Annotated in this window: 19 protein-coding genes; 8 read left to right on the top strand and 11 right to left on the bottom strand. The window is 54.6% G+C overall.

Annotation, left to right across the window (positions count from 1 at the left end):
- Positions 1-314: 314 nt before the first annotated feature.
- Positions 315-500 carry a hypothetical protein gene (locus tag CPJ18_RS21885; protein ID WP_197710911.1) on the bottom strand — a complete coding sequence of 62 codons (186 nt, stop codon included), beginning with the start codon at positions 498-500 and terminating at the stop codon, positions 315-317.
- Between the two features lie 536 nt (positions 501-1,036).
- Here CPJ18_RS21885 and CPJ18_RS21875 point away from each other — a divergent pair.
- Positions 1,037-1,234, top strand: a complete 198-nt coding sequence (locus CPJ18_RS21875) for a hypothetical protein (RefSeq protein ID WP_103660013.1) — start codon at positions 1,037-1,039, stop codon at positions 1,232-1,234.
- Positions 1,235-1,244: 10 nt separating this feature from the next.
- On the opposite strand, the gene CPJ18_RS21870 is transcribed toward CPJ18_RS21875, so the two are convergent.
- Together CPJ18_RS21870 and CPJ18_RS21855 are read right to left on the bottom strand one after the other, a co-directional pair.
- On the bottom strand, positions 1,245-2,357 hold the full coding sequence (locus tag CPJ18_RS21870; RefSeq protein ID WP_103660012.1) for an acyltransferase family protein: 1,113 nt from the start codon (positions 2,355-2,357) through the stop codon (positions 1,245-1,247).
- A 1,586-nt stretch (positions 2,358-3,943) separates the two neighbouring features.
- Positions 3,944-5,716, bottom strand: coding sequence for an SLC13 family permease (locus tag CPJ18_RS21855; protein ID WP_103660009.1), 1,773 nt, complete (start codon positions 5,714-5,716; stop codon positions 3,944-3,946).
- Positions 5,717-6,633: 917 nt separating this feature from the next.
- On the opposite strand from CPJ18_RS21855, the gene CPJ18_RS21850 reads away from it, so the two are divergent.
- On the top strand, positions 6,634-7,716 hold the full coding sequence (locus CPJ18_RS21850; protein ID WP_103660008.1) for an ATP synthase subunit B family protein: 1,083 nt from the start codon (positions 6,634-6,636) through the stop codon (positions 7,714-7,716).
- 924 nt (positions 7,717-8,640) lie between these two features.
- Here CPJ18_RS21850 and CPJ18_RS21845 read toward each other — a convergent pair.
- Entirely contained in the window at positions 8,641-8,940 is a 300-nt protein-coding gene (locus CPJ18_RS21845; protein ID WP_103660038.1) for a GCG_CRPN prefix-to-repeats domain-containing protein, read from the bottom strand.
- A 126-nt stretch (positions 8,941-9,066) separates the two neighbouring features.
- Between CPJ18_RS21845 and CPJ18_RS21840 the strand changes: the two genes are divergently transcribed.
- Positions 9,067-9,246, top strand: coding sequence for a hypothetical protein (locus CPJ18_RS21840; RefSeq protein ID WP_245445455.1), 180 nt, complete (start codon positions 9,067-9,069; stop codon positions 9,244-9,246).
- Between the two features lie 225 nt (positions 9,247-9,471).
- Here the strand turns inward: CPJ18_RS21840 and CPJ18_RS21835 are convergent, their stop codons facing one another.
- Complete coding sequence (locus CPJ18_RS21835) at positions 9,472-9,975, bottom strand: PAS domain-containing protein (RefSeq protein WP_077104647.1); 504 nt, start codon at positions 9,973-9,975, stop codon at positions 9,472-9,474.
- Between the two features lie 255 nt (positions 9,976-10,230).
- Here CPJ18_RS21835 and CPJ18_RS21830 point away from each other — a divergent pair, with 255 nt between their 5' ends.
- Together CPJ18_RS21830 and CPJ18_RS21825 are read left to right on the top strand one after the other, a co-directional pair.
- Positions 10,231-10,440 carry a cold-shock protein gene (locus CPJ18_RS21830; RefSeq protein ID WP_077104650.1) on the top strand — a complete coding sequence of 70 codons (210 nt, stop codon included), beginning with the start codon at positions 10,231-10,233 and terminating at the stop codon, positions 10,438-10,440.
- A 115-nt stretch (positions 10,441-10,555) separates the two neighbouring features.
- Complete coding sequence (locus CPJ18_RS21825; RefSeq protein ID WP_197710910.1) at positions 10,556-10,696, top strand: hypothetical protein; 141 nt, start codon at positions 10,556-10,558, stop codon at positions 10,694-10,696.
- A gap of 565 nt (positions 10,697-11,261) precedes the next feature.
- Here the strand turns inward: CPJ18_RS21825 and CPJ18_RS21820 are convergent.
- From CPJ18_RS21820 to CPJ18_RS21795, 6 genes are all read right to left on the bottom strand, one after another.
- Positions 11,262-11,786, bottom strand: coding sequence for a DUF4174 domain-containing protein (locus tag CPJ18_RS21820; protein WP_146258704.1), 525 nt, complete (start codon positions 11,784-11,786; stop codon positions 11,262-11,264).
- A gap of 62 nt (positions 11,787-11,848) precedes the next feature.
- Positions 11,849-12,538: an aspartate/glutamate racemase family protein gene (locus CPJ18_RS21815; RefSeq protein ID WP_103660006.1), complete on the bottom strand. Its 690-nt coding sequence runs from the start codon at positions 12,536-12,538 to the stop codon at positions 11,849-11,851.
- 2,137 nt (positions 12,539-14,675) lie between these two features.
- A complete protein-coding gene (locus tag CPJ18_RS21810; protein ID WP_103660005.1) occupies positions 14,676-15,341 on the bottom strand; it encodes an outer membrane protein in 666 nt (221 codons plus the stop codon).
- Between the two features lie 210 nt (positions 15,342-15,551).
- The gene (locus CPJ18_RS21805; RefSeq protein ID WP_103660004.1) at positions 15,552-15,791 is read right to left on the bottom strand and encodes a hypothetical protein; all 240 of its coding nucleotides are present in this window, start codon (positions 15,789-15,791) and stop codon (positions 15,552-15,554) included.
- 78 nt (positions 15,792-15,869) lie between these two features.
- Positions 15,870-16,010, bottom strand: a complete 141-nt coding sequence (locus CPJ18_RS26885) for a hypothetical protein (RefSeq protein ID WP_167397957.1) — start codon at positions 16,008-16,010, stop codon at positions 15,870-15,872.
- 561 nt (positions 16,011-16,571) lie between these two features.
- A complete protein-coding gene (locus tag CPJ18_RS21795; RefSeq protein ID WP_425353161.1) occupies positions 16,572-17,450 on the bottom strand; it encodes a helix-turn-helix domain-containing protein in 879 nt (292 codons plus the stop codon).
- 119 nt (positions 17,451-17,569) lie between these two features.
- On the opposite strand from CPJ18_RS21795, the gene pobA reads away from it, so the two are divergent.
- The 3 genes from pobA to CPJ18_RS21780 all read left to right on the top strand — a co-directional run bounded on the left by pobA (position 17,570) and on the right by CPJ18_RS21780 (position 20,944).
- A complete protein-coding gene (pobA, locus tag CPJ18_RS21790; RefSeq protein ID WP_103660037.1) occupies positions 17,570-18,742 on the top strand; it encodes a 4-hydroxybenzoate 3-monooxygenase in 1,173 nt (390 codons plus the stop codon).
- Between the two features lie 102 nt (positions 18,743-18,844).
- Positions 18,845-20,017, top strand: a complete 1,173-nt coding sequence (locus CPJ18_RS21785; RefSeq protein ID WP_103660002.1) for an ABC transporter substrate-binding protein — start codon at positions 18,845-18,847, stop codon at positions 20,015-20,017.
- Between the two features lie 63 nt (positions 20,018-20,080).
- Entirely contained in the window at positions 20,081-20,944 is an 864-nt protein-coding gene (locus CPJ18_RS21780; protein WP_077122342.1) for a branched-chain amino acid ABC transporter permease, read from the top strand.
- Positions 20,945-20,960: the final 16 nt, after the last annotated feature.

Raw genomic sequence — 20,960 nt, 5'->3', positions numbered from 1 at the left:
ATCTGAATTTCTTAGCGAGCCATGTAGCAAAGTGTTTGGATGCTCATTGCCCTTTGCCGCTATGTACCAACGGCACTCGCCTCGATGTGCAATCCCAGCTTTTCGGACGTGGGAATGCAGTGGAAGAGACCGACCACGTGACCAGATCGCGTGAAGAATAAACCTCCCGCCTGCGTAAAGCACGGCTTGCAAAAGAGGAAGAAGACCGTTTGATAGCGGCCACCAAGCGCGCAGTCAAAACGCGCGAAAAGGCCTGACGGAGACGGCGACCTCTTGCTTGTCGCGTGTTGTGAATGACCCGAGGCGAATGTTTGTCAACAGCTTTTCACCTCTCGGTGGGTGAGGCGCGCCCCTCCGATACGTGTGGAGGAGCCGACGCTTTCGATCGTGGCGACACGCCTCAGGCTGGATAATCGCTCAGGTGCGATCCGACCGATCGCACGCCAGGCGCCTTCGAATTCGTCGATTTCGGCGATCAGAGAAAGGATTTCGGGCGTCATCCGGACAGTCTTAGTTTTAGAACTTCCATTTTAACATCTATTCCCATCCAATTCATAAGGCGCAGATGCGCGAGGACAGCTCTCAAAAAATTGAGACGTTCACCTTCTGTGGCTGGCGAGGCACTAGCGAACGAGCTCGTGAACTGGGATTTCTAAATCTTTGACGTCCCTGAGGGTCCGAATGAGATCGACGAGAAACAACACCGCGGTCATAGGTTCGACTCCGCTCAAGGCGATCGATTAGTAGCATCCTGATGACAACCGCCTATGCTATCAGGCTGCCGCGGCTCACAAACACGCGTCGCGAACGCCTTCCTCTTCCTCGTGCGAGATGATGCCAGCTACATAGCCGGCACGACAATAGCAGTCGATGGCTGGCAACTGTTGCTGAAAGGTGCGGATGTCCGGCTTCTGCCTTCATAAAACGGCCATATTCGCTCCCCGGCCATGCGGTGTCTCGTATGGCTCTCACAATCTCGGGAACCCCTGTGACTGGCGCGGGTTATTTACTCTTGACCCCAACGAGGAGTGGAAAGATGCCTAACAATGATAATTTCCCAACAGACCCAGCATCCTCACCACGAGGCCCGACATCAACTCCCGGAATTCCAGACCGTGTTCAGGAAAAGCCGCCGACACCGCCCGTTCAAGATCCGGTCGATAGCAAAAATCCAAACGATCCTACGCTTGATCCTGCTCTGCTGCCGATAGGTGACCCCGCTGGCGCGGCGTAAGCCAAACACCTTAGATCCTAGGCGCTTGAAGGACTTTGCTTACAGAGCTGGCTTTCAGGCGCTTTTTCATGTGTATTTGAAGGGGTTGGTCGAAGTATACGGTCAGGGCATACGAGATAAAGACCGTTGCCACGATGAAGGTCAGCCCAGCCAGAAGTGCCACGCCTGCGTCACCGGCACGGGGCACGAGAAATACCGCCCACGCAAGCAAAGGAATGTGCAGCACGTAAACTGCGTAAGACGCTGTTCCCAGAAAGCTGGAAACCCGATCAAGCCAGCCGCCCGCCTCAATTGAGGACGAGACATTTAATAGGATCGGCCAGACAAGCAACACGATGACGACGTCGAATATCGGGCGAATTTCGTCCGTGAGGGGCAGAAATAGTACCAGAGCGACAGCTGACAGGCACATCACGGCCAGCGCCGGGCGAGTTTTGATTGTTTGACTGCGAAAGCGATAAATGAGCACACCGGCGAAGAACGAAAAGAATACTCTACCCATGCCTGCATACATCTCGTGCCATCGAAAACCGAGATGAAGCTTCCCAGAATGGATGGTTGCGATGATAAGGACACAAGCGCTCAACGCTAAAATGACGCCAATTGTCTTCACCTGCGCGCGAGCGCCCTTGAGAGCATAGGCGATGTTGACCGCCAGTTCATTAAACAGCGACCAAGCGGGACTGACCAGAAACAGCGCGCCATTGAGCGTGAGCGTAAAGGGGGCCGGTAAAAACAGCATCCCAGTTACCAAGGCAAAACCCAGTTCCGCAGGCTGTATCTTCCGGTGAAGATCATCAATGGGAGTCGGTAGATCGAGGAAATACAGACAGACGAAGAAGGCTGTCATCAGCAGCAGCGCTAAACCATAAAGCGGATACAGCCTTAAGAACCGCGCCTTCATGAAGTTTAGCGGCTTTATTTGTCCGTTTGCAAGCCGCTCGCCGTAGGCGTGAGCCAAAACGAAACCGCTGAGCGCGAAGAACAAGTCCACAGCCAGATAGCTCGATGCTTCCGGCCTGCCAAAAAAGACTTCAGCATGCCGATGCACAATAGCAACTGCCGCCAGCCCCCGTATTCCATCGAGCAGCACAAACCGATGCGGGACGTGAGTGTCTGTCATTTATGATCCTGAAAGGCATAACGCGAACGGATCAAACGCATGGAAGCAAAACCGGTTCATAACGCATATCACATTGCGCGATTTTGTAGAGGCTCTGCCGTCATCAATGAAGAAAAACGTTGTAGCACGTTGTGAGAGAGTTCGACCTCGCGCACTAAACGTTTGACGGTGTTTCGCCCGAGCATAGAGCGGATCATGTGGCTTTGCGGTGCATGGACGCTCGAGACTATAGTCTCTTTTCAATCCTCGGTTCCCACCAAGCTCAGGAGCGAGAACGGTTATAGTGCCGGCATTTTCGATGACGCCACGTCGCAGGGCAAAAGCGTCGTTGCCAATCGGAAAACTGGCATCGACATCCCGCGAGATCGATGTAGACAGAAGAAGTGCTGCCACTCTTTTTCCGGTCGCATCCGGTCTTTCACTGCTGTTTGAAGGTGCTGGTGTAGCTGCGATAGACAGACCAGTTATGATCACTTGCGAGATGACAGCACGGCTGGCAATCATAGCAGGTATTCCGCACATTTTTTAACCGGAAGTAATGCCGATAGCTTGCCACTTTTTCTAAAGTGTGTTTGATTGACGCTACCCTGACTGGAAGGGGTTTTGGGTTGAGGCCCGCCGGTTGGGTGGGACCTAAGGCGGGCCTCCCTGACTTCCGATCGCCGTTTAACCTCAAATATGCCACGCGCCTTGTCGTCGCGTTCCTTTGCAGCCGCTGCAATGATACGCGCCACCACGCCGGGCGCGATGCTGTTGGCTGTCATTGAGGTTTGGCCATGATGAGGATGCCTGTGCTGCGCGCAGGTGACGAAAGGCGCTCCCAGTGTGGCCGTTAAATCGGAGAGAGAAGAAGGCGAGTCATGTCGCGACAAAGTTTGCCACTAGCAGCATCGGCGTACTGGAGTCCGTTATACGACAGGCAATCTGAAACGCACTTCCAGCGCTATGCCATCGGTGATTCAAGACGAATAAGCGTAAATCTTCGTGAAACTGCATTGTGACCGATGCTCCGGCGAGAAAGTTTCATGGTTTGACGCTACTGTGATTTAGGATGCCTCAAGATTTTTGCTCCAAACACGGTCGGTCCACTGATCGACCGACCGTGTTGCTATCCATCATCCAGGGAGTCTCGAGTTGATCAACGAACGTTCTCCCATTGCCCCATGTTCGTCCAACCGGGGCTAATCAGCACAGGTACCATGTTGCCGCATCAGATAGCGTTGAGGATTGAGGCAGCGGAGCATGAGTGGAAAAAAAAGAGCGCTTGCGACAAGGCGCTGCAAGCCCTCGTCGAAAACAAGGTTGTTTCGGAACCTGTGGTGTCGGATGCACGGCCCAGATTCATGAACTCGTGGTGGTGTCAACAGATGAAACGGTCATTTCGCCGTAGTTGCGGCGTAATCAGGTCTGAAAAGCTCAATTAGAACAGCCATCGATGTGGCTTTAAAGCCATGTTGTCTAGCTCTCACCGGACGATGCGGGCCTTTCTTTTGTAGGCACTTGAAGGTGCAATCGGGACCTCTCTTCGGTTTGCACATGCGAAGGATTTCGGCACGCGCTGCTTCAGCACCCTTCGAGGGCTGTTTTCAACGTACGGGCCAGACGTAAAGAAGAGCCGGGACGCTAACAAAGATGATCAACAATGACAGAGGCAACCCCAATCGGGGATAATCAGAAAACTTATAGCCCCCGGGTCCAAAAACGAGCGTGTTGCACTGGTGGCCAACGGGGGTCAGGAAATCGGAGCCAGCACCAATCGCCACGGCCATGAGGAATGGCTCTGGTCTGAATCCGAGATTTGTGGCGAAGGTCGCAGCGATTGGCCCCATCACAAGCACAGTCGCTGCATTGTTGAGAAACGGCGTTACTGCCATAGCGGTAACAAGGATGAGTGCAAGTGCGCCCCAAGCCGGAAGATTGGCTGCAGCGTCCCCAAGCCAGCGGGCGATCAGTTCGCTGCCACCCGTTGTGCGCAGGGAGTCGGAAACTGGGATGAGTGCCGCGAGCATGACCAGGATGGGGCCGTCCACAGACTTGTAGAAATCCGTAAGCGGAATAGCGCGGAACACGACCATGCCAAGTGCAGCAGCGAAAAACGCTACCGAAACAGGCACTATGCCGATAGCCGTCGTTGCCATGGCAATGGCCAAAATCACTAACGGAATGAACGAACGGCGTTTCGTGCCCAAAAGCACTTCTCGCTGAGCCAGCGGAAGCAGCGAAAAATCCTGCAGCACCGCAGTTAGACTGCTGCGGCTACCCTGTAAGACAAGAACGTCGCCGGTTGTTAGCGTCAGTCCGCCTAATCGCTCCTTCAGGCGTTGACCCCGACGGCTGATTGCAAGCAGGTTGACCCCGCGTGTGTACGACAAGGCTAACTCTTTCGCTGATCTTCCCGCAAGCGTGGACTCTTGGCTGACAATTGCCTCAACAGAGATAACGTCAGTTTGCGGCTGTCCGTGATCCTTTAGCGGCTTGCCCGACAGTTGCAAGTCGCCGCCTGACACGACCCGATCAATTGCGCTCGACGAACCTTCTAAGAGAACTATGTCGTTGTGACGCAAAGTCAGGTCTGGAAAAGGGGCCATGCGAGTTGAGCCCCGTAAGACAGCACTCGCTACGACTTCCCCGTCACCAAGTTTCAGTAAGGTGCTCAGAGGCTCGGAGATCAGCATTGAATGCTCCGGTATTGTGACCTCGCTCGAGTAATTCTTAATCTCAACCGCTTCCTCGATCGAGCTTTTTTGCTTGTTCCGGCTTGGAACAAGCCAGTGAAAAAACAAAAGGAAGGTTATACCGACAACCGCCAGTATGCCTCCAACGGGCGTAAAATCAAACATCGTGAACGAGGCCCCGGTGATCTCCTGTCTTAATCGAGAAACGACGATGTTTGGCGAGGTTCCAATTTGAGTCATAAGTCCGCCGAGCAGAGCGGCGAAGGCCATAGGCATCAGGTATTTCGATGGCGACACCCCAGACTTTTTTGCGAACTGAAAGGCTACCGGCATCATAATCGCGAGTGCGCCTATATTCTTTATGAACGCGGAAAGGACTCCCACCACGATCATTAAAAGTGCGAGCTGTGTTCGCAAGGTGCTGAGGCTTGGAAAGAACTTCTTAATGGCGATATCGACAGCGCCGCTGCGAGCGACACCCGCGCTGACGACCAGAGCGCTACCAACGATGATGACGATGTCGTCGGAAAAGCCTGAAAATGCTTCGGTCGGTGGGACGATACCGACAGCCACGGACCCAATCAACGCGCAGCAAGCAACGACGTCGTAACGGAAGCGGTCCCAAATAAAGACTGCCATCATGAGTGCAATGACGGAGAATGCGAGGATCTGATGCGTTGTCATGTCATACCGAAAAGGAGGCTAGCGTATATGCGACAACCAAACGTTATGGAAAACGCCATTTAAAACGAATGTCGGCAGGGCAAGTTCCAATAGCAACGAAACTTAGGCCGTTCTTCCCAAACGATACAACGCTGATGTCGACAACAGTGACGAGGTAAGATTTATCAAAAATGGGCAATAATCAGTTTTGAAAGCTCTACCTGGGCAGTAAACCATTTGAGTTAAAACGGCATTCTTAACAACTAGAAATCATTGAAGATTAGTGTCCACTAGGGCCTGCGAAGTGCTAAGCAAGTTAACGCTTGGACCTCGTGTCTCGCCGCTGGGCAATGGTGTAGGGCTTGCAAGGCCGTAGGACTTCGCGCCCGTGGTGACGGAGTAGTGGCGGGCAAGCACCGAGGAAGTCGCCGGCAAGCTTACGAACGCCCAGCGGAAGGCCATCGTGGCCGCCGTGAAATCTTGAGATTACAAGAAATCACCCAAGGCCAAGAACCGGGTTGGCAATGCTGCGGCCCTTGCCGTGATCCTCGACATGGACGACGGGTCGCAGCGGAAGCGGGCGGATAGCCCGGTCACGACACAGACGAAGAAAAGCGCGCTTGTCGAGAGGAAGGGCATGATCCGGTCAGGCGTGAGATGACGGTGTTTGTCAGGGCGGCATAGAGACGAATATCGGGCCAGAAATAGCTGGTTATTTTTTGGCGGAACGATGTGCTCCTGAGAGTGTTTAGGTGTTGCCAAAACGCAGTCGGTCGGGCTGCGCTGCCCGTTGCGTGCGGGAAGCGTTAAACGTCTTTAGGATTAGCTGCGTCGTTAGGACTAATTTTTTTAGAGGAGACCTTCATGAACTCGATCATTTATCTGGTGGGACTGGTCGTTGTCGTCCTGTTCGTTCTCTCTCTGTTGGGGCTACGTTGATGGTAGAATCTACATTGATCGAGAACCCGAACCGCAGCTTCGTTGACTGGCCTGCAATTTTTGCCGGTACGGCCATCGCCTCCGGCACTGTGGCGGTATTCACCGCGTTCGCTGGCGGACTGGGCTTAAACGCAATCTCTGCCGACAACGGCGGCGAACTCAGCATTACATGGCTCATCGTAACTGGCCTTTTTGTGGTCCTGTCCATGGTGGCGTCATACATGCTTGGTGGTTACATCACCGGTCGCATGAGACGCCCAGTTGGAGGCTCCGCAAGCCGAGATGAGCTTACGACTCGAGACGGAATCAATGGTTTGGTCGTGTGGGGCATCGGCACGGTCGTATCCGCTTTTCTTGCGCTCAGCGTGGTTTCGGGCGGCGTGAAGGCCGTCGGGAGCGTTGCTCAGACCGCAGTTGAGGCTACTGGCTCGGCGGTCGGTGGCGCGGCGCAGGGCGTCGGTCAGTTGGCTGGCGGAGTCGTTTCAGGCGCTGGTAATGCCCTTGGTGGTCTCGCCCAGGGCGCTGGTCAGGCCGCCGCTCCAAGCATTGAGCAGTCGTTACCACAGGGTCTCAAAGCAAACCCGATCGAATACTTCACCGACACTTTGCTGCGGACAGATACACCTGCACTGAATGCCGATCCTAACAGTGGTGATTTCCAGCGCCAAGCCGGCGGAATACTGAGCAATCTGCTGTCGACGGGCGAAATATCCGATGCGGATAAAGCATGGATGGCTAATCAGGTCGCTGCACGCACAGGCATACCTCAGGCAGATGCGCAGACCCGCGTGAACCAGACTGTGGAGCGTGTTCAGGCCGTTCGTGCAGCAGCGCAACAGCGCGTTGATGAAGCTCAAAACAAGGTTAACGAACTGACAGCCCAAGCCGAAAAGACTGTGCAGGACGCCAAGACTGCAGCCGCAGATGCGGCCGAGAAAGCCCGGATAACCGGTATTCTCACAGCGTTTCTTCTTGCGGCATCTTCGCTCGTAGCCGCAGCAGCAGCTTATATTGGCGCTGTACACGGTGGGCGCCACCGGGACGAGGGTCGCGTTTGGGGCGGCCTCGCGTATCGAAAGTAGGATCGATGCGGAGGCGGAACCATACGGGACTCTGCGCATTCTTAGTGCCAAGTAGCTTGCGCACTGACTACGGATGTACTGGCAGAAGATGACAAGCGGCAGGAAGGTCGGTGCGGTTTCGCCCCGGCCTTTTTTGTTCCGTTACGCTCAGGCCTCATAAAATCAGAGCCGGCAGATAAAAATGCCGCTGATGAAAATGCCGCACAGGTTCTCTATTTTGTGGCGTTTCCTGTAGAGAACAGGATCGTGCGAGACGGGCACTTCCCTGGTTGGACGGCGAAGGGCAGGCGTCGATCTTGCGCTCGGCTAAGGCGGCGTGAAACCAGTCGGCGTCGTAGCCCTCGTCCGCCAGCAACGTCCTCGCTTTTGGGGACACGCATCATGTGTCGCCCCTTTGTAATCGCCTATCTGGCCTCCGCTCAAAAGTAGGACTAGAGGCCTTCATTCTCCATCGCAGACGGCATTCAGTTTGGAGTTCAGGCCGCCTTTGGTTCGTCTTTGTTTATCAGGCTGGCTGCAGTGCGATCCGCTTTGAGGTGCGTGGCATCGATCATCATGGCCCGTACAGCATATTATCTAGGGCTTGCACGGCAAGGACATTATGAAGCGCTACAAGTTCATCAGCGTGTCTTGTCAGCGTGATGCTGATCGCCTTCAAGCGTTGAATATACAAACGCTCGTCGACCATGCATTCTGGCACTTGACCCATGATCGCAACCTAGCGCGCCGCGTCGTGTGTCACCTTGATGCGATTAAATATCAGTTTCCCGACATGAAGGCGGCTGCCTTACCATCCAAGGGGTGGTCGCAAAGTCGACGATCGACTTGCCTAGGGACGGTCGGGAAATGCAATGTTACTCCAAACACAGGTTTTATGTTTCGCGCCAAAAGAAAAGGCCCGCGTTTGAAGCGGGCCTAGAAGATTTACCAGCCGTCGCGACGATCACGATGGCTACGCCATTCTCTGTGATCTCGGCGATCTCGCCACTCTCTGCGGTCATGCCAGCGGTCACGACGATCCCATCTTTGCTCGTAGTGTCTTGGCGGTCCAACGGGGCGGCAATATCCGCGTGGTGACAGACGAAAACCACGTCCGCATGCATAGTCTACGTCGTGCACGACGGATTCAGCCGGTGCAGAGGGGTTGCCAACAGGCATGGCGTTTGCACCGCTGGCGATGAGCGCGGTTAGAATAATTCCCGCACCGAAGATTAACTTGCGCATTTCAATGACTCCTTTGTGATGAGCCATTTAGCTCCCATTTTTGTGAATGCCCTCTGAACGAAACGTGAGGATTTTGTGGCGGTCCCGCGTGCGTGCGTGCAAGAGCGCGCGTGCAAGGGGTTGAGCATGTCTGATAAGACAAGCCGCGTAGACAGCCTGGCTGAGGCCGTGAGTATTGCTTCTGCGGCTGCTGAGGAAATCCCGTTTCCCGATAAAGTCCTCTTGAATAGGGCGACGTTCCGTTTTTCAAAAATATCATTGCAGAATATGCCCGCGCCGAATGGTCAACCCACCGGCTTGAGATAGCAGCGATGCTGGCTCTCACGATGGCAGATTTGGCGTGTGAGCAGACCCTCTGCGAAGCGACGGTGCCGTCGCATGGACGGAGGCTTTCGGGCGAAAGCTGAAATTACGAACGGTGGGCTAATATTGATCGCCGCGACGGTCTCATCGATCTTGATTTCAACAGCGGTTCTCGTCCAAGTCGCCGTCAGCGCACAGCAGCGGAAGTGTTAGACTGCCATTCCCGGGTCATGTCTTTACGACAGATTGGAGTGCGGATTTCAGATAACGCTCTGTAAGTTCATTACCGCTTTGCTGGGCGAGCGTGATCGCTGCGGAAATATGGCCTTCGATCCCTTCCTCTGTCTCGTGTACTTTCATGTCATCGGCAGGCATCACAATCCCGGAGTATGTGACGGGTAAACCGTCCTCATCGCGTGAACAGGAACCGATGCTGACGAGGGACTTATACCGTCCGCTAGGGCTGAGAATACGATAAGGCGTAACGGCGGGAGTGCCGCCGAGCAGAACACTATGGATGCGCTCAGCCAGGCGCGCGCGATCATCTTCGACGATAAGCGAAAGGATGTGTTCCACTGGGACCCCTTGGATGAGGTCATCGTCACCTATCTCGTAAAACTCTCCAAACGTCTTGTCGGCGGTAATTATGTTCTCCGGGATCGACCACGAGTAAAATGCCACTTTTCGCAGTAAGCGGTTTAACAGCTTTGTTTCTTTAACTTCTGTCTGCATAGAGCACCACCTCTCCGCATGTTTCCTTCACCCTGACAAAAGCTAGAATCTGTAAATCCGGAAAACAAGACGCAAAGCTAAATGTTGACGCCTTATTCAATCCATCTAATGATTGCCGATCAATCTTTTGCTTATTGAACTTCGGTTACCGCGCCTGAACCGCGTCTCGACGAACTTTTCTTTCAAACTATCGTTACACTCCCCGCGAGGCTTTACGCCTTGCACTCATTCAACAACGTATTGAGAGGGTTCATCATGACCACAGGCACAGTTAAATGGTTTAACGCCACCAAAGGCTTCGGCTTTATCCAGCCGGACAACGGCGGCGAAGACGCCTTCGTTCACATCTCGGCTGTCGAACGCGCCGGAATGCGTGAAATCGTTGAAGGACAGAAGTTGAGCTACGAGCTCGAACGCGACAAGAAGTCGGGCAAGATGTCAGCCACAAACCTTCAGTCCGCATGATTTTTGACTGCTTTCGCTTTGATCACGGATGTACTGGCATCGCAGGAGCAGAATTTTTGGAAGGCCGGACGATTGTCCGGCCTTTTCCAGTTTGCATAAATCTACGGAGGGCTTGATGTCCCAGAGCAAAGCTCGCGAAGACTCCGAACTCGCCTTCAGCGACGTGCAATCTCAGTTTTTCGGACGTGGGAATGCAGTAGAAGAGATCGACCACGTGACCAGATCGCGTGAGGAAAAAAACGTGCCGCGTGCGTGAAGCGAGGCTTACAAAGAGGAAGAAGACCGTTTGACAGCGACCACCAAGAACGCAGTCAAAACGCGCAAAAAGGCCTCACCCATGGCCAGAGACCACAGACTCGATCACTCCGATTGGTCCTCCGGCGAGCTCTGCAGGGCTTTGCGGCGGGGGTGGCGCTATGGATATGGGAGGTGGGCACTGACGAGCTTGTGATGGACAGCCATAGCTACATGCTCTGCGATGTCACTAGAACCGAGCCGCTGACGGTCGAACCACTACGGTAGCAAGCTGCTACACAGCACTCTCGCCAGCATGCTCGGTGGAACAATCATGCACGACTGGTCGAAAGAGGGCCAGATCGCGACGCTGAAAATCGATGCAGCCCATCTCTCCGGTTAACTTTCATTGCTTTTCGCAGGTCAGCTCGGGCGCACTGAGAGTGCAGGATCATAGAACGCGAAGACCCTTGTCATATCTGTCTTGCGGAGGACAGAGGAGAGGCGGCGAGTCTCTCTGGGTCTCAGACCGGCATCGCGTTGATCCATTCCGTCGACGCACATCCCACCAGTAGGCTATGGATGCGTCATTCGCGTTCTGCCCGCCTCATCGGCATGCGATCTATAACGTCAAACATGTCGAGATCGCTCACGACGGTGTCACTGCGCAGTTTGATGCCGCCGTCTTTTCCTACCAAGATGACCTGGAAACGATCTTTCTTGATATCTGCCTCTCGCCGTAATGCGACCGCATCGAGTTTTGAGACTGATCCAAAAAAGGCTTTTGCGTCGTCGTCGGAGACACCGATTACAACGAGGTCTCGCTCGCTAAGTTCGGAACGTTGATCTGTCAGGATCTTTATCTGCTGTGCTACCCGGTGATCACGGACATCGCCGAAGACGATCACGGCGCGGTTCTTCCAGGTCAATTCTGAGAGGCTATCCATTGCAAACACCTGAGATGATATGAGGGCGATTAGAGCGGCGACGAGCAATCTTGCCATTGCGGGGCCTCCATTGTTGCATCCGTGAACGTCGTCATGGGCGAGAGGTTCAACCAGAAATGCTGTATTGCCATTACGGGTGAACAAAAACTGCGTCTCATTGGCCACGGTGACTTACATAGCCACGCATTGCTGGATGAGACGATTGCCTTCTTCGAGCGCATTCGACCTCAAGCCATCGCGGCGGAAAGTGCCACCTCGCAGTGAACCAACGTTGTGTCGAAGACAGGTACCGAAACGTTCTCCGCGCTCAACAGCATTCCGACTTCGGTACATCCGAGGATCAGGCAGTCACATCCTTCCTCCACCAGTCGCTCGGCGATGGATTCAAAGATAGTTCGGCTGCGTTCATTGATCACGTCACGGCAGAGTTCTTCGTAGATGATCCGGTGCGTTTCGTCCCTGTCTTCTGCGTCAGGCACGACAGGGATCAAATCGCGGGCTCTGAGGCGGTCGGTGTAGAAGGATTGTTCCATGGTGAACTTGGTTGCCATCAGACCCGGCCGCTTCAGCCCCTGCGCCGAGATTTTCTCAGCGGTCGCATCGGCAATGTGAAGGAGCGGTATCGAGAGACCATCGACGATCTTGTCGGCCACCTTGTGCATTGTGTTGGTCGCAAGCAACAGCAACTGCGCTCCGCCACGTTCGAGCGCCCGGGCCTCGGCATTGAGAATCTGTCCGGCCGTGTCCCAGTCCGACGAGGCCTGGAGCTTTGCTATCCCGTCGAAATCGACAGATCGAATCAGAAGGTCCGGGGAGTGCAGACCGCCCAGTCTTTCTCTCGTCAGCCTCGCCATCTCGCGATAGTACGTCTGCGTGGATGCCACTGACATGCCCCCGAGAATTCCGATCGTCTTCATATCAGCGCTCCAAGCTGTCGTTGTAATTCTGAGGCAGAGCAAATCAGTTCGTGCTTTCATAACAGAAAGCCGCGTTCCGGCAATTCGACGCCCCGCTGACTGAGCTAGAATAAAGACGCTCGTCCCGACCACCAGTCGGGTAGGGACGAGCGCCATCCATGGGTTCAGCCAAAAGGTGCGAGCTTAGCTTTTCTGAAGCAATGCGTTGTCGAGCTCAACGCTCCGCTCGTAGGCGTCTGTGGACACGAGGTTGTCAGCGTGTGTCGCGAACGCCCCCCGCGGAGGGATCGTTCCCAAACCGAGACCCCATCCAATATGGAAACGACGTAGACGTCGGCTGCGGTGAACCGTTTACCCGCGATGAAAGGATGCCGTGTTACCGCAAACTCGAGTTGATTCAACGTGCGCTCGAAGCTTCCATAACCAAAAAAGAAATCGTGTTCCGCAAGCGGAACAAATCCTGCGCGCTTGTTGGTAAAGGCCTGCTCCACCGGAGCTGCGGCAAAGAACATTTAACGATATAGTCGGCTTTCGATTTGTTCAGGGAGCCAGGTTCGCCGACGGAAAGACATCGGCGAGATGGGCGATGATCGCTCCGCTCGCTGATGACATGACTGTCATGTTTTATCTCAGGTATCTTGTCGATCGGATTGAACTCCCTGAAAAAGCGACCCTCCGCATTGCTCTCGTCGGTTTAGGGCTTGTTGAGCGTTGCGCCGCCCCAAGGGTCGCCCGCGCTCACCTTTTGGCACTCTAGCAAGGTGGTCTCGTGGGCACTTGCTTCTTCGAGCATTCAGCGGACCACGAGGAGTTTCTCGTCGTTCTCGAACCCAGAATAACCGTTGAGAACACTTACTCGCATTGACGCCGACAATCCTAATTTGACCGCGGCTCAGACAGATATCATTTTGGGCCACACCATCGGTGCGCAATGACACATAGTCGGCATTCATTCCGCCGCCCTTGGGGCAGCCGCTTTGAAAAGAAAAGGGGGTCCCGGCGATCTATATCGTCCTGAAAAAACCGGGGCATTCACCATTAGTCAAAGCATTGGCGCATTTGAGGCACGGGGGAGGGGCTGGTAGTCAACCAACTTGAGTTCAGTGACGCTATCGTCACCTTTGGCGATGATCTCGGCGTACCGGATCGAATGTCCCGTGGCATCACCAATCATCCTGTAAATGTCGCTCGCCAAGACAAAGTTTTACTGGGGTGCTCTGCCGAAAACGGGCGATTTGTTCATCGGTATTCGTCGACATTTCAAATGGACATGGCGGCAGCCTTCACGAAGCCATTGAAAACGTTTTCCTCACCTTTCACTCGGTATGCGTCGGATTCCAGCTGAGACGGTCGAGGCGGCGCACACCGCGGACGGCATTGTCTTGCCTTAACTAAGTCAGCTAGCCCACCACAGGCCGGGCGCTATCTTCCTCTTACGTAGACGGAGTCACTGTCTCTGGATCCGCTGTTCGCCCAGTCTCTACCGTTCTCGCGCCGCCAGTCGCAACGACCTGCGTAGGGGTGAGACACATCATCTTGGCCGTTGCCACATGACTGGCCGAGTGGGGCCGACGGACCGCCACGATAGCCGTGGCCGTCGACGCAGCTGCTAAGCAGGCCCATCGATGCGAGGCAAATTGTTATAAGGGAAAACTTCATGGCCCAATCTCCAATTTATCAAACCAAACGCTCGCTGGTGGACCAAGTTCCATTCCGCGGGTCGGTCGCGCAAAAGGAAAAACAATGCCAGTCACCAAAATCGCCACACAGGAGAGAGCATTCGTGCGCCTGCATGAGGTCTATAAACAGGGAGCTGCCAACATGGCTAGAGAAACTTTGCCATCTCGCTGGAGGAAGGAAGTTCGCAATATACAAGTTCCGCGTGCTGAACTGGAAAGGGTCTGGCAATCTCAAGACGAGACGGATGTCCAGCTTCAAAAGCAGATTGATGAGATAAAGGCCAATGCAGCGGCTACATACCCTCCCCGAGACGCTATGCTTGATATGAGAGAAAGGTTGTTGGAGCGCCAGCGCCCGTCTTCAAGTCATGACGGCGGCGTATTAGGTCGTAACCTTTTAAAAAAACAAGCCCGACATCGCTGCCGGGCTCATCCTTTACATGCAGAAACATGGGGAATTAAAACTTCACGCCGAGACCGACCCGAATTGCGTGTTGGTCGAGGTCGGAGTTGATCGTGCCGCCTCCAGCAAAGTTGAAGTCCTTATCGCCGAAATCGGTATAACGATATTCGATGCGGCCAAACATCATGTCCGTAAAGGCGTAGTCCACGCCAACGCCGACTGTGTAGCCGTTGAAGTTTTCTTTTTCTTCAGGCAGGCCAACTACTTCGGCATAACCACGGCCAACGGCCCAGCCAGCTGTTCCATAAACGAGTGCACGATCAAATGCGTAGCCTACACGGCCACGGACAGAGCCTTGCCAATCAAGACCATAATTAATCGTGGTAAAGCCAAGGAAACTTTGGCTGTCATCGCCCCAGTTTGCTTCGAAATCGCCTTCGACGCCGACGACCCAATTGTTGGAAAACTGGTAGTTATAGCCAACGAAACCGCCCGCAAGAGCACCATCAAAGTCCGCGGAAATGTCACCAAATCCACCGGAGATATTGGCATCCTGGTTGTTCCAAGCATAGCCGCCCTGAATACCGACATTAAAACCGGTCCAAGAAAAAAGCGGAGTTTCTACTGCTGCAGGGGCTGTGGGGACTTCATTCACGGCGTCAGCTGCCATTGCTGTCGAAGCGGCGAGAACGAAAGAGAGGGTTACTATGATATTTTTCATGATTTTCTCCCAATATAAGATTTTTGGAGAATACTTAATTAATCACAAAATGCTGTAGTATTAGAGCCACACCAACTACCATTGCCCGAAACTTAGTTGCTTTCTACAGACTTACCCAAAAAAAGTTCACAAATTTGATTTCGCGCATTATGGAAATGTTGCTTGAAATTCGCGTCGTCGCGAAACGGCCTTCGCCGTGGGCTTACGCCGTTACCCCATGTCCGGGGTTTCACCGTGCTTAAAGATGATCGTCGGAGGGCCGTACTCTCCGATGTCTGGATCTGCATCACGCGACCATGCCACAACGCCGTCATATTGGCTGGCGAGTGATTTTCCTTCGCGTATGGCGCGATCTTCAGTCGGCATCTGTTTTGCCTCCATAGCCTCAACCATGTTGCCTTCGTCGTCCCTTTTGTATGCAGCGAGAACGATCAATTTGATTTTAGCCATGTCTCAATTCCTTAGGTGGATAATGCTCTCAGCACGCCAATCGCATCACAAAAGCTACTCGCTTTCGATCCTCTGCAATCATGCCACTTTGAGTTTTTCGGTTTTGTCTCTGTTAACGCTAATCCGCTTCTCCTCAAGATTGGTAGCAGCCAATTTAATGATGTCGAAGTCAGCTTTGACTGAGGTACGCCCGGCTTTGTTTGGCTCTAGATCGGTCATGTGCAAATCCTTGGTTCTCGAAATAAGTGTAACTCCTTTAGTTCAACGCACTGGATGTGTAATCGTCGCCGCGCCTTCAGACCGCTTCGCGCTCCTGACTCGGAACCCACCCCCTCGTATATCCTCGGGCCATGGCCGTGACGGCTAAGCTCAGTTGATGTTGCAGGTGCACGATCTCTTCCTGCATTGCCGCAATCGCAGCCATGGCATTCCATCGTGACATTGCACAATGTAATCGGCAAACTCAGTGGCTGCTGGTCTAACTTCTGGTCGCACGTTCTCTATCTCCATATTTCAGAGTCCAATGCCGCAAATGTGTTTCTCGAATGCACGCCCGTCCGCGTCAGCTATGTTCTTATTGTGTTCTTGTTTGAGGGTGAGTCAATAGTCGCTTCAAAGCGGGATTACGTTTTATGAAATCGGCCACAAGCCGTGGCGTCTACCAGCCGCTCCCGCTCTCGAGGCCTCGCGCCGCAGTTCCAGTCAGCCATGTTTGCAGTTGTACCCCGGTGTCATAGTGAGGCGTCTTCAGTGCGGAACGGCGAAATGATGGGATAGACCTTAGCTATTTTCAAGCCTGGCCTGTTCCCTCAGCCTCCAGACACGGGGAGGTTCACCAGCCCGGCTGAGGAAAAATCGGGAAAAATAGGCGGGATCCGCAAAGCCCAAATGGGCCGCAATTTCGCTCACGGGAGCTACTGAAAACAATAGCTGGGCCTTGGATTCCTCCATCAGTTTTTCCGCAATCAAATCATGCGCCGTGCAACCCAATGCCGAGCGGACGATGCGATTGAGATGGGTCAGCGACACGTCGAGCGACCGCGCATAGAAGGCGACCGGCTTATGGGCGCGGAAATGCTGCTGGATCAAAGCTCGGAGCGCCTCGATACGGCTCGCCTTGTCTGAGCGGAATGGTTGTTCTGCAGTCTGCGCGGAGGATATCCGTGTCAAAAGCTGCAAGGTTGACGAGATATAGGCGGCCAGAAGATTGCCGCGCCCGAGGCGACGATTGTCGAATTCGTCCGCAAGCCGCGTCAGCGTTTGTGCCACATAGGCCCCATCCGCCTGGCCAATGTCGAGGCGCGTGACTAGCGGTACTAGGAGCAGTCCGCTGCGTTCGCCAGGCCCGTGGCCGAGATGTGTATTGAGGACCGTGAGCACGAGGCCCCTCACATCGCGCGAGAAGCGAAAACCGTGATTAAATCCGACGGGCACGCTGACGACGGCAGGCGGGAGAATCGGTACAATTCCGTCGCCAAACATAGCATCGCCAGATCCGCTCTCGAGGTACAATATCTGAAAGAAAGATTCATGCCGGTGAAGCCGGATTTCCCATCCATGACGGCTGCTCCGCGACTGAATCGTCTCGCAATGCACCCAGAAATCAGGCTCTTTGCGCGCATTCTCGCCGTAGAGCATATAAGTTGGAACGGACTGCATTACGATGTTTTCTCCAGCGCGAATGTTCAGATAGTGCAAGCATCCGGCTGAAATGTCCATTGCGGACAAGCCTGAAGCTCATCACACTTGCAACATCAACTGCGATCGGGAGGAAAGCATTGAGAACACAAGTTGCCATCATAGGCTCCGGACCATCCGGTCTGCTGCTCGGTCAGCTTTTGACAAATGCTGGAATCGATAACGTCATCGTCGATCGCGTCTCGAAAGAGTATATTCTCGGCCGCGTGCGCGCTGGCGTGCTGGAAGAGGGCACTGTCGAGCTTCTCGACAAGGCGGAAGCTGGTGCGCGCATGCATGCGGAGGGGCTTCCACATGGTGGGTTTTCACTGGCATTCGACGGCCGCGATCATCGAATCGACCTCTCCGGACTGACCGGTGGTAAGCGCGTCATGGTCTATGGCCAAACCGAGGTTACCCGTGACCTGATGGAATGTCGCGAAGCCAGCGGGGCTATGACGATCTACGAAGCGTCCAACGTCCAGCTGCAAGATTTCGATATCGGTTCGCCGTTTGTAACCTATGAAAAAGACGGCACGACACACCGGCTCGATTGCGACTTCATTGCAGGCTGCGACGGTTTCCACGGTGCCAGCCGAAAGGCAGTGCCACCGGGTGCGATCAAAATATTCGAAAAGATTTATCCCTTCGGCTGGCTGGGTATTCTCGCCGATGTCGCGCCCGTGAGCCATGAACTGGTCTATGCGAACCATCCACGCGGCTTTGCGCTCTGCTCCATGCGCTCGGAAACACGCAGCCGCTATTATCTTCAATGTTCGCTGGATGAAAAACTGGAGGAATGGAACGACGACCGGTTCTGGGATGAGTTGCGGCGCCGCCTTCCGGCCCACCATGCGCAAGCTCTGCTAACCGCCCCATCCTTCGAAAAATCGATTGCGCCGCTGCGTTCCTTTGTTGCCGACCCGATGCGGTTCGGCAGGCTGTTTCTCGTGGGAGATGCGGCCCATATCGTGCCGCCCACAGGCGCGAAGGGCCTGAACCTTGCGGCCAGCGACGTGCACTATCTCTTCAGCGGGATGCGGGAGCATTACAAGGATCATTCGGACGCCGGTCTAGATACTTATTCGGAAAAAGCCCTTGCCCGCGTCTGGAAGGCAGTACGTTTTTCCTGGTGGATGACCAACATCATGCATCGTTTTCCCGACACCGGAGACTTCGGCCAGAAAATTCAGGAAGCTGAACTCGATTATCTCACCCATTCGCCAGCGGCCTCGACGGCGCTCGCGGAAAATTATGTGGGTCTGCCCTACTGATGAAATGCCAAAAGGGTGCGTATCTCGCGACATGCGTTTAAGGACATAGGTTGAAACGGTGCAAAACCTGGGAGGTGCGCACCAAAAAGGGAGGACTAAAGCATGAGGAAAATCATTCTTGCCGCCATGGCGGCGCTCGCACTGAGCAGCACGGCTTATGCCGACGTCATCAAGGTAGGTGTCGTGGGGCCGTTTTCGGGTCCGTTTGCATTGCAGGGCAAAAACTTCAAGGCTGGCATCGATGCCTATATGGCGATTCATGGCAACAAGATCGGTGATGACACGGTAGAGATCATCTATCGCGATGTCCCGCAGGCCGATCCCGCCCAGTCCAAGGCGCTCGGACAGGAACTGGTCGTCAAGGAAAAGGTGCAGTATCTGGCCGGATTCTATTTCACCCCAGATGCCATGGCCGTGACGCCGATCCTGAAACAGGCAAAGGTGCCTATGGTCATCATGAATGCTGCGACCTCTGCGATCATGAAGACCAGCCCGTTGGTCGTGCGCACGTCGTTCACTACCTGGCAAACCTCTACCCCGATTGCGACAGTGGCCTTTGAGGCTGGCGTCAAGAAGATGATCTCGGTGGTCAGCGACTACGGTCCGGGCGTCGATGCCGAAAATGCCTTCAAGGCGGCCTTCGTGAAGGCAGGAGGCGAGGTGGTGCAGTCGATCCGCATGCCGCTGACCACCAATGATTTCAGCCCCATCATGCAGCGCATCAAAGATTCTGGCGCGGATGGCGTCTTTGCCTTCCTCCCGTCCGGCCCGACAACCCTCGGCTTCGTCAAGGCCTATAATGACAACGGCCTGAAAGCAGCTGGCGTGAAGTTCTTCGCGCCCGGCGACCTAACGCAGGAATCCGATCTTCCAGCACTTGGCGATGCGGCGCTCGGTATCCAGACCACGTTCCATTATGCGGTTTCGCACGATTCGCCGGAAAACAAGGCGTTCGTGGAAGCGGCCACCAAGGCAGTCGGCAACAAGGCAGAGCTTTCCTTCCCGGCGGTCGGGGCGTTCGACGGCATGCATGTCATCTACAAAATGATCGAGGCGACCGGCGGCAAGCAGGACGCGGAAAAGGCTGTCGATGCCGTCAAGGGCCTGTCGTGGACCAGCCCGCGCGGGCCCGTATCCATCGATCCTGAAAGCCGGCACATCACGCAGAACATCTATCTTCGCGAAGTCGTGAAGGCTGATGATGGCACCTATATCAACAAGGAAATCCGCACCTTCGAAAATCAGGGCGATCCAGGCCTTGCGGCTGCGAAATAAGCCTCAAGAAGAACCTCGAAACATCGGTGGGTCCATGACCCACCGATTTGAGCAGGATATTCCATGCAGACAGTCTTCAGCATAGCCATCGATGCCCTTGCCTATGGCATGGTGCTCTTCGTGATTTCCATCGGCCTTTCGGTGACGATGGGTTTGATGCGCGTCGTCAATCTGGCCCATGGCGCTTTCGCTATGATCGGCGGCTACATCGCATCCTACGTGGCCCGCGACCTTGGCCTCGGTTACTCCGTTGCGGTGTTAGCGGCTGTCGTGCTGACCATTATCATCGCCATCCCGATCGAGCGGTTCCTCTATAGACGCATCTACGGTGCCCCCGAGCTGACGCAGGTTTTGATGACGATCGGTATCACCTTCTGTGTCATCGGCATCGCCAACTACGTGATGGGACCGACGCTGAAAACGATCCCGCTCGCAGGCCCATTGCAGGGCGTTGCCGACCTTGGCTTCCGCAGTATTTCGGTCCACCGCCTCTTTGCCATCGTCTGCGGCCTCGTCGTGGCGCTTGGTTTGTGGTTTGCAATCGAAAGGACCAGCTTTGGCGTCAAGGTGCGGGCTTCTGTGGATGATGCCGCCATGGCCGCGGCACTTGGCGTCCGCACCGAGGTTATTTATGCCATCAGTTTCGCCATTGCGGTCGGTCTTGCAGCATTCGGCGGTGTCGTCGGCGCAGAGCTTCTACCGGTCGAGCCCTATTACGCACTTCGATACATGGTGACGTTTCTCGTTGTCGTCTCCGTCGGCGGCGCAGGATCCATTCCGGGCGCTCTCGCGGCGTGCTTGCTGCTGGGTGCAATCGATACGACCGGACGCTACCTGATGCCGGAATTTGGTGAGTTCTTTTTCTACCTCGCGGTGATCGCGATCATTTGCGTGTTCCCGCGCGGCCTTGCGGGGAGGGCGAAATGAAGGCGGAGAAAGTAGA

This window comes from Agrobacterium rosae, assembly GCF_002915175.1.
Classification (GTDB): Bacteria; Pseudomonadota; Alphaproteobacteria; order Rhizobiales; family Rhizobiaceae; genus Agrobacterium; species Agrobacterium rosae.
Note: the sequence above shows the minus strand (reverse complement) of the source record. Positions and strands in the feature narration are given on the sequence as shown.